The organism is Roseiarcus sp., assembly GCF_052145395.1.
Lineage (GTDB): Bacteria > Pseudomonadota > Alphaproteobacteria > Rhizobiales > Beijerinckiaceae > Roseiarcus.
Genome location: NZ_JBKQOT010000817.1, coordinates 1 through 5,865, shown reverse-complemented (window position 1 = coordinate 5,865; position 5,865 = coordinate 1). Strand labels below are relative to the sequence as shown.

General features: G+C 67.2%; 4 protein-coding genes and 3 pseudogenes. 2 read left to right on the top strand and 5 right to left on the bottom strand.

All coding sequences use genetic code 11. From position 1 onward, the window contains the following. The 3 genes and pseudogenes from ACLP25_RS28190 to ACLP25_RS28180 all read right to left on the bottom strand — a co-directional run. Positions 1-362, bottom strand: a pseudogene (locus ACLP25_RS28190) (YcjF family protein); the annotation flags it as partial. Beyond that, complete coding sequence (locus ACLP25_RS28185; protein ID WP_442472406.1) at positions 359-1,801, bottom strand: YcjX family protein; 1,443 nt, start codon at positions 1,799-1,801, stop codon at positions 359-361. The gene ACLP25_RS28185 and the pseudogene ACLP25_RS28190, both read right to left, overlap by 4 nt. 65 nt (positions 1,802-1,866) lie before the next feature. After that, a complete protein-coding gene (locus ACLP25_RS28180; RefSeq protein WP_442472405.1) occupies positions 1,867-2,391 on the bottom strand; it encodes a SixA phosphatase family protein in 525 nt (174 codons plus the stop codon). Positions 2,392-2,554: 163 nt separating this feature from the next. Here ACLP25_RS28180 and ACLP25_RS28175 point away from each other — a divergent pair, with 163 nt between their 5' ends. After that, positions 2,555-3,271, top strand: coding sequence for a bestrophin-like domain (locus tag ACLP25_RS28175; RefSeq protein ID WP_442472404.1), 717 nt, complete (start codon positions 2,555-2,557; stop codon positions 3,269-3,271). Between the two features lie 40 nt (positions 3,272-3,311). Here ACLP25_RS28175 and ACLP25_RS28170 read toward each other — a convergent pair whose 3' ends face one another. Beyond that, positions 3,312-4,154 carry an AAA family ATPase gene (locus ACLP25_RS28170; RefSeq protein ID WP_442472403.1) on the bottom strand — a complete coding sequence of 281 codons (843 nt, stop codon included), beginning with the start codon at positions 4,152-4,154 and terminating at the stop codon, positions 3,312-3,314. A gap of 67 nt (positions 4,155-4,221) precedes the next feature. Further along, positions 4,222-5,496: pseudogene (locus ACLP25_RS28165) on the bottom strand (ATP-binding protein); the annotation flags it as partial. Between the two features lie 46 nt (positions 5,497-5,542). On the opposite strand from ACLP25_RS28165, the pseudogene ACLP25_RS28160 reads away from it, so the two are divergent. Further along, positions 5,543-5,865, top strand: a pseudogene (locus tag ACLP25_RS28160) (IS1380 family transposase); the annotation flags it as partial.

The following is a 5,865-nucleotide window of genomic DNA, read 5'->3' as shown; positions in this document are numbered from 1 at the left end:
AGGCCGATCCCGTACAGTTTTCCGATGGGGTGGCCGATGAGGCCCAGCGATTCGGCGTTGTCGAACAGGCCCTCGATCAGACTGGTCGCCCACTGGCCGTAGGCGTGCGTGACGAGGCCGCCGAGTCCGGTCCACAGAATCGAGCCCAGACTGAAGCGCCACCGAGCGAGCAGGCCGGATTTCTGGGCCTCCTCCACCTCGCGTTCCGCCTCGTCGATCGCGGGAGGCGCGGTTGTGGCGGGGATCGGGTCGTGCTGCGACTGGATGACGGCGGAGGGCGCGAGCGGGGCCGGGCCGTCGTCGACCGCGATGCGCGCATCGTCGAGGCGGAAGGCGCGGGGGCGGGGCGGGCGCTCGGTCATGCCAGACGGTCCCCGATCAGGAATTGCAGCGCGCGGTCAAGCCGGATGTGCGGGGCGGGCTGGCCGCGCTGCGTGATCGGCGGACGGAAGTGGACGAAGCGCCAGTCGTTGTCGGCCTCGGGGAGCGCGATGGCGTCGCCCGCGAAGATCGAAGCCGGGTCGGCGGGCAGTTCCCCGGGAAAGACGGCGGCCTCCGCGACGCCGTCGAAGACGTCGCCGCCGATCGTCTCCCCCTTTTCCGGGACGCCGATGATCGCCTTGAGAATCTCGCCTTGCTGGCGGATTTCCGCCTCGCGGGTGGCGCGTATGGCGGCGAGCGCAATGACGTCGATCTCGGCGCCGACCCCCTCCGCGCGCGCAATGGCCCTGGCGGTCAGGAGGCGCAGGATCGCCTCGAGCCGGTCGTGGCTCGTGTGGTGCAGGTGGTCGGCCTTGGTGGCGGCGAACAGGATTCGGTCGATCCGCGGGCGGAAGATCGAGGCGAAGCTCGAGGCGCGGCCGGCGCGAAACGCGGAGAGGACCTCCGAGAGCGCGTTCTCGAGGTCGCTGAGCGCCGCCGGGCCGGAATTCAGCGCGGTCAGCGCGTCGACGAGCACGATCTGGCGGTCGAGCCGGGCGAAATGATCGCGGAAGAACGGCTTCACGACATGGGTCTTATAGGCTTCGTAGCGGCGCTCCATCATCGCCGCCATCGTGCCCGAGACGATGGCGTCCCCCTCGCCGAGGGGGATTGGCGCAAAAGTCAGCGCCGGCGAGCCTTCGAGGTCGCCCGGCATCAAAAAGCGGCCGGGGGGCAGGGTCGAGAGCGCGTAGACGTTCTCGCGCGCCTTGCGCAGATAGGCGGTGAACTTTTCCGCGATTTCGCGCGCGCGGTCCTCGTTCGCTTCGGCGTGGACGTCGAGGCCCGCGAGCGCGGCGCGCCAGCCGGCCGCCAGCGGCGCGCGAGCGGAAGTTTCGCTGGCGGCGAGGGTTTCGCGCGCCCAGGTCGCGTAGGTCTTGTCGAGGAGCGGCAGGTCCAAAAGCCACTCGCCGGGATAGTCGACGAGATCGAGCGTCAGGCTGGCGTCGCGGCCGCTCCAGCGGTTCGCGGTCTCGAATTCGATCGTCAGCCGCAATTGCGAGATGCGCCGCGTGGACTGCGGCCACTGACGGTCGGGGCCCATGAGGCTCGCCACGTGGTCCTCGTAGCCGAAGCGCGGCACGGCGTCGTCGGGTTGCGGCTCGAGACGCGCCCGGGTGATGCGCCCTTCCGCGGAGGCCGCGAGCACTGGCAGACGGGCGCCGGCGATCAGGTTGCTGACGAGCGCCGTCAGGAACACCGTCTTGCCGGAGCGCGACAGGCCGGTCACGCCGAGGCGCACAGCCCCGCCGGCGAAGTAGTCGCCGAGCGAACGGGCGACGAGCCCCGCCTCGAACACAAGATCGGAGAAGACAGACAAGGCGGGGTCCGCGCGTGAAATCAGCGGCGACTATTTAGGGGGCGCTACGCTCTTTGGACAGAGGCTCAGTCCGTCTCGGCCTCGAGCTCGGAGGGGGTGAGGAACAGGACAAGCACCCCGCCCTTGCGGTGGATGTCGCTCCACGAATCGATCTCGAAATCGATCACGGCGACGGCGCCGGTCGGATATTTGACGTTGACGCGCCGCAGCTCCGGATCGGCGCCGTAGCCGGCGAGTGTCGCGGCGAGCTCTCCGATCGCCGGATTGTGGCCGACAAAGCCGATGGTCTCGATCGAATCGGACAGGGCGCGGGCGCGGGCGAACAGCATCGCCTGGGTCGCGTCGTAGAGCCCGATCTCCTCCTGCAACTCGACCCGGCGCGGCCACTGCGCGGCGAAGATCTCGGCGGTCTGTACGGTGCGCAGCGCGCCCGAGTGGACGAGCACTTCGGGTAGCCTCTCGTGCGCGGCGAGCGCGCAGGCGACGCGGCGGGCGTCGTTGCGGCCGCGATCGGTCAGCGCCCTCTCGTAATCGTCCTGCCCGACGCCGGGCTCGGCCTTCGCGTGACGGATCAGGTACAGACGGCGCATAGGTCGCAATAGCTCTTTGGCGGCGGTCCGCGCAAGAAGGCCGCGCCCAAAAGTCGCAGGCGCCAAGCGTGGCGCAATCTCAGGGGCTGACTGTGAGGGGGCGGCGCGGCGTGGCGAAACGCGCGCACGGGGGCTGATCCTGACGGAATATCTCGTACCGATCGTGACCTTCCTGTGTCTCATCGGCGCCGCTTCCGCCGGCGCGTTCATCAATGTCCGGCTGCCGTCCAGACACGTGGCCGAGGACACGGTCGAGATCGTCAGACTTTCATCGAATATCTTTGTCGTGATGACGTCTGTCGTTCTCGGTCTGATGTTGAACTCCGCAAAAAATACCTATGAGATCAATAACAGTAACGTTCACGCCCTTGCCACCGAGGTCATCCTGCTGGATCGGATCTTGCGCACGCTGGGCCCCGAGGCTGACGAGGCCCGTCCGCGCCTGGTCGAATACGCCCGGACGGCGCTCGATGAGGACGATATTCTCGAGGCGGGCCTGCAAGCGGAGGCTTGGCTTGACGCAGCGGGCGCGAGCCTCCGGGCGATAAAGGCCTCGACCGATCAGAAGCCGGCGGTCTGGAACGACGCGCGCCAGATCTATCGACGAGTCGTGCAGGAGCGGTGGGTCGTCATAGACGCCGCGGGCGGAACGATCCCGGCGCCGCTCATTGTCGCCTTGACCGTCTGGCTGCTCGTCATTTTCGCCGGCCTCGGATTTCGGGCGCCGCGCAACGCGGTCGTGACGACGACGTTCGTCGCGACGGCGTTGCTGCTCTCCAGCGCTCTCTATCTCACGCTCGAGATGGACAGGCCGGCCTCCGGCCTGATCCAGATCTCCAACGCGTCTTTTCAACGCGCGCTGGCGCAGCTCCTGCGGTGAGACCGATTCGCGAAACGGCGCAAGCCTGGGCTTTCCCCCTTCAGCGCTCTCGGCGGCTCAGGAACGCCAGCTTCTCGAACAGGTGCACGTCCTGCTCGTTCTTGAGGAGCGCGCCGTGCAGCGGCGGGATCAGCTTCTTGGCTTCGCGCTCACGTAAAGTCTCGGGCGACACGTCCTCGTTGAGCAGAAGCTTCAGCCAGTCGAGCAGCTCGGACGTGGTCGGCTTCTTTTTCAGGCCCGGCGTCTCGCGCAGCGAGAAGAACGAGCGCATCGCCTCCTCGACGAGGCGTGGCTTGATCGTCGGATAGTGCGACTCGACGATGCGCTGCATCGTCTCCGTGTCGGGAAAGCGGATGTAGTGGAAGAAGCAGCGGCGCAAAAAGGCGTCCGGCAGCTCCTTCTCGTTGTTCGAGGTAATCAGGACGATCGGCCTCAGCTTCGCCTTGATCGTCTCGCCGGTCTCGTAGACGTGGAACTCCATCTGGTCGAGCTCGAGCAAGAGGTCGTTGGGAAACTCGATGTCGGCCTTGTCGATCTCGTCGATGAGCAGCACCGGGCGGGCCGGCGAGACGAACGCCTCCCATAGTTTTCCCCGCCGAATGTAATTCGAAATCTCGGAGACGCGCGGGTCGCCGAGCTGCGAGTCCCGGAGGCGCGAGACCGCGTCGTACTCGTACAGGCCCTGCTGCGCGCGCGTGGTGGATTTCACGTGCCAGGCGATGAACGGCGCGCCGATCGCCGAGGCGATCTCCTGCGCGAGCAAGGTCTTACCGGTGCCGGGCTCGCCCTTGACGAGCAGCGGGCGCTCGAGCGCGATGGCGGCGTTGACCGCAGTCTTCAGTTCCTCGCCCGCGACGTAGGATTTCGTGCCCTCGAAACGCATTTCGGTCCTCAACGTGACACCCGGTGGCTGCAGCTCTCTCCGTTGACCTATAGCGGCGAGCGCCGCCTCACGCCATCGCGCCCTTCACTGTCTCGACCAGCTGCTTGAGGGTGAAGGGTTTGGGCAGGAACACGAACTTCTCCTCGCCGGGCAGGTTGCGGGCGAAGGCGTCGTCGGCGTAGCCCGAGACGAACACGACCTTGGCCAGGACGCCGCGGCGGCGCAGCTCGGTCAACATGGTCGGCCCGTCCATCTCGGGCATGATGACGTCGGAGACGATCAGGTCGATCGGGCTGCCGGCCTCCTCGACCACCTTCAGCGCTTCGACGCCCGACTCGGCTTCCAGCACCGTGTAGCCGCGCGAGGCGAGCGCGCGCGCGGCGAAGGCGCGCACCGCTTCCTCGTCCTCGACCAGCAGAATGGCGCCGCGGCCGGTGAGGTCGGCGGCGGGCTTGGCGGCCTCCTTGACGACCGGCGCTTCGCTCTCGGCCTCGACGAGGCGGGGCAGCAGGATGCGAAAGGTCGCGCCCTTGCCCGGCTCGCTGTCGCAGAACACGTATCCCCCGGTCTGCTTGACGATGCCGTAGACCATCGACAGGCCGAGGCCGGTGCCCTTGCCGACCTCTTTCGTAGTGAAGAAGGGCTCGAAGATCTTGTCCAGCACCTCCGCCGGGACGCCATGCCCGGTGTCTTGGACCTCGACGAGCACATAATCGGCGGGCGCGACGCCGCGGTCCTTGAGGTTCTCGCATTCCGCCGCCGGGAAGTTGCGGGTGCGGAGCGTGATCTTGCCGCCGTGGGGCATCGCGTCGCGCGCGTTCACGACAAGGTTGACGATCACCTGCTCGAACTGGTTCAGGTCTGCCTTGATCAGCCACAGGTCCCGGCTATGGACGACGTCGAGCGCGATCGGCTCGCCGACGAGACGCCGCAGCAGCATCTGCAGTTCCGACAGCACGTCGTTGAGCTGCAGAGTCTGCGGCCTTAACGTCTGACGGCGCGAGAACGCCAGCAGCTGCCGCACCAGGCCGGCCGCGCGGTTGGCGTTCTGCTTGATCTGCATGATGTCCTGGAACGACGGGTCGGTCGGCCGGTGATTGGCGAGTAGCAGGTCCGAATAGCCGATGATCGCGGTCAGGACATTGTTGAAGTCGTGCGCCACGCCGCCGGCGAGCTGGCCGATCGCCTGCATTTTCTGGCTCTGGGCAAGGTTTTCCTGCAGGGCGCGCTGCTCGGTCGTGTCGAGCGCGAACACGATCGCGCTCGCCCCTTCGTCGCTTTCTGGGTCCGCGGCCGAAACGAAGAGGCGCGCCGAACGCGCGGGCTCCGCGCCCTCGAGCGCGACGCGGCGGCTGGACCGGGACGACAACCGAGGCTGTGACAGGCCCATGATGACCGCCTCGAACATCCACTACGAGATCGCCGAGCGAACGCGGGCCACGACCCACGGGGGTATCGGCGCGATCCACCTGCTGGTGCGGAAACTCGGGCTTGATCAGGCGATCGACCATCACCTCGGGCTGCTGAAGATCCAGTTGCCTTATCACGACTCTGACCACGTGTTGAACATCGCCTACAACCTGTTGGCCGGGGGAACGTGCCTGGAGCACCTGGAATTGCTCCGCAACGACGAGGCGTACCTCGACGCCCTCGGTGCCCGGCGTGTGCCCGACCCCACCACGGCTGGCGACTTCTGTCGCCGCTTCGACAC